General features: G+C 74.5%; 3 protein-coding genes. All 3 read right to left on the bottom strand.

Going from position 1 to position 2,754, the window contains the following annotated elements:
* Positions 1–54: 54 nt before the first annotated feature.
* Genes VE546_RS14640 through VE546_RS14630 form a run of 3 tightly spaced genes read right to left on the bottom strand, consistent with a single transcriptional unit; the run spans position 55 to position 2,446 of the window.
* Positions 55–1,056 carry an ABC transporter gene (locus VE546_RS14640; protein ID WP_324922354.1) on the bottom strand — a complete coding sequence of 334 codons (1,002 nt, stop codon included), beginning with the start codon at positions 1,054–1,056 and terminating at the stop codon, positions 55–57.
* Positions 1,053–2,018, bottom strand: a complete 966-nt coding sequence (locus VE546_RS14635) for an ABC transporter ATP-binding protein (protein WP_324922352.1) — start codon at positions 2,016–2,018, stop codon at positions 1,053–1,055. Before VE546_RS14635 ends, VE546_RS14640 begins: the two co-directional genes overlap by 4 nt.
* Complete coding sequence (locus VE546_RS14630; RefSeq protein ID WP_324922350.1) at positions 2,015–2,446, bottom strand: GntR family transcriptional regulator; 432 nt, start codon at positions 2,444–2,446, stop codon at positions 2,015–2,017. The genes VE546_RS14635 and VE546_RS14630 overlap by 4 nt, the downstream gene beginning before the upstream one ends.
* Between the last annotated feature and the right edge of the window lie 308 nt (positions 2,447–2,754).

Below are 2,754 nucleotides of genomic sequence, written 5' to 3'. Positions count from 1 at the left end.
CCGCGGGACGTCACCGTCCACGGGCGCCACCGGATCACCGGCCCGCCGGCGGGGTCACAGGACGCGCCCGCGGCCCCGGAGGAGGACGAACGCCGCGACGGCGGCGGTCAGGACGAACAGGACCGCCGCGCCGGTCCACTGCATGGCCGCCATCTGGGAGTGGGGCAGGTACTCGACCGCCCAGCCCACGGCCCCGTGCTCCTCCAGACAGGCCCTGGCCCGCTCCTGCGCCTCACTCCCGCACAGGCCCTGGCTCACGGCCCGCCCGGACTCGGTGACGGGAGAGGGCAGGCGCAGCATGTGGGCTCCCGCGGGGAGTTCGGGGAACCCGGCGTGCCCGTCCCCCCAGCCGACCGCCTTGACCGGGTCTCCCAGGTACGGCCGAATCCGGTCCCAGGCGGCCATGAGCGCCAGGGTGAAGCCGAGGGTGGCGGCCATCGCCACCAGGACACGGCGCACCAGCAGGCCGATCGCCGCGCCCACCACCGTGGTGAGCAGGGTGAGCGCCACCAGGACGGGTCCGGTGGTGTCGAACAGGACCGGGGAGGCCCAGTCGCCGCCGATGGCGGGCTCATCGCCGGACGGCGACAGGCACCAGCCGAAGACTGCCGAGAGCACCCCGGCCGCCACCACGACCACGAGCGCGGTCATGGCGAGCTTCACCGCGAGCCAGCGCGGCCGACCGACGGACTGCGAGAGGACCAGCGCGGCGGTGCCGCTCTCCAGGTCCCTGGCGAACAGCGGCGCGCCCAGGAGGACACCTGTCAGGACGGGGGCGATGAAGAGCCCCGCTCCGGCCGCCTTCAGCGGCCCCGAGTGGAACTCCTGCCGCCACACGTCCTGCGCCGTGCCGAGCCGGCCGAGGTGCTGGAGGGCGTCCGTCATCTCCGCGCGCCGGTAGGCCATCCACGCGGCGCCCACCGCGGCGACGGCGAGGACGGTCCAGAAGGCGGCCCGGTGCTGGCGCCACACCAGCCAGACCAGGCCGTGCAGCCGGGGGCCGCGCCGGGGCGCGGAAGCGGCCGGGGTGGTCGGGGTCTCGGCCACGATGGTCATGCCGCGCTCCTTCGCGTCTCGTGCCGGTCGCCGACCGGGGCGCCGGCCTGGGCACTGGGACTGATCAACGGGGGCGCCTGGGGGGCGCGCAGATGGGCGAGCAGCAGCTCTTCCAGGTTCGGGGCGGCCGTCCGCCAAGTGCCCTCCACGGGGCCGTCGGGCCGGACCAGCGCGGTGACCTGCCGTCCGCTGGTGCGGGACTCGACGACGGTGTGGCGGGCGAGTTCCGGCGGCAGGCCCTCGCCGGTGCGGACCCCGGTGAGCAGGACGTGGGCGGCAAGCAGTTCGTCCACCTCGCCCGCCAGGCGCAGGCTGCCGCCGGCGAGGACCAGGAGGTAGTCGCACACCTCATCCACCTCGGCGAGCGTGTGGGAGGACATCAGCACGGTGGTGCCGCGCTCGGCGACCTCGGCCATCAGGGCGCCCGTCATCTCGTGGCGCACCAGCGGGTCGAAGTCGGACATCGGCTCGTCGAGCAGCAGCAGGTCGGGGCGCTTGCCGAGGGCGAGGGCGAACGCCACCCGGGTGCGCTGCCCGCCGGAGAGGGCGCCGATCCTCGCGTCGAAGGGGATGTCGCCGGCCCGGACGACGTCCTCCGCCGTCCGCCGGTCCCAGCCGGGGTTCAGCTCCCGGCCCAGCCGCAGGGTCTCGGCCACGGTGAAGTGCCGGAAGAGGGGCCTTCCCTGGGCGAGGAACGCGACGCGGCGTCCGGCCTCCGCCGAGCCCGGCTCCGCGCCGAACACCCGCAGGCTCCCGGTCGTGGGCTCCAACACGTTCGCCGCCAGCGCCAGCAGCGTGGTCTTGCCCGCGCCGTTGGGGCCCACTAGCCCGCAGACCCGGCCCGCCGGCAGCCGGAAGGAGCAGTTGCGCAGCGCCCAGCCCTTCCGGTACCTCCGGCCCAGGCCGTACGCCTCGATCGCGGCTCCCGTCGCCAGGCTCCCGCGTCCCGTCTCGTCGCTCACCCGCGCTCCCCCACTCCCGTGTCCTCGGTGTCTCCGGCGACCGCCGCGCTTCGCGCGTACCGCTCCTCCATCACCGACGCGACCAGCGCGGCCACGTCCTCGCGGTCCAGGCCCGCCTCGCGCGCCCGGTCCATCCACGCCGCCAGCTCCCCGCGCAGCGGGGAGTCCACCCCCGCCTGGGGGCGGGCCAGCGACCGGCGCACGAACGTGCCCAGCCCCGGCCGCGGTTCGACCAGCCCCTCCCGTTCCAGCTCCCGGTACGCCTTGAGCGTCGTGTTGGGGTTGACCGCGCAGGTCTCCGCCACCTCCTTGGCTGTCGGCAGCCGGTCCCCCGGCTCCAGGATCCCCAGCCGGAGGGCCTGCTTGGTCTGCTGGACGATCTGCTGGTAGGCGGCGGTCCCGCTCCGTCTGTCGATCCGGAACTCCAAGCCATCACCTGATTCCACTAGTTAAGTAGTGGAATCATGGAGGCATGGCCGACCCCTTGTCAAAACTCCGGATCGAGCCGTGGATTGGGCGGCGCTCCGGGGCGCCCGGCACCCCGGCACCCCTCTCGCGGCCGGACACCCCTCCCGCCCGCACACACCTCCGCGCGTCAACTAGGGTTGACATTCCCCGCGTGTCATCTTAGGTTGACAGACATGGCCGGATCAGAGGCAAGGGAAGCGGTCGACACCGCGGAGGCCGCCATGGACCGGGACCCCCGCGTGGGTCTGCGGGCGGTCGCCGCGCTGCG

Source organism: Streptomyces sp., assembly GCF_035644915.1.
GTDB lineage: Bacteria > Actinomycetota > Actinomycetes > Streptomycetales > Streptomycetaceae > Streptomyces.
Note: the sequence above shows the minus strand (reverse complement) of the source record. Positions and strands in the feature narration are given on the sequence as shown.

Bases quoted from the DNA above. Each gene is read 5' to 3' on its own strand.
- VE546_RS14640 (WP_324922354.1), bottom strand. From the start codon at position 1,056: ATGACCATCGTGGCCGAGACCCCGACCACCCCGGCCGCTTCCGCGCCC.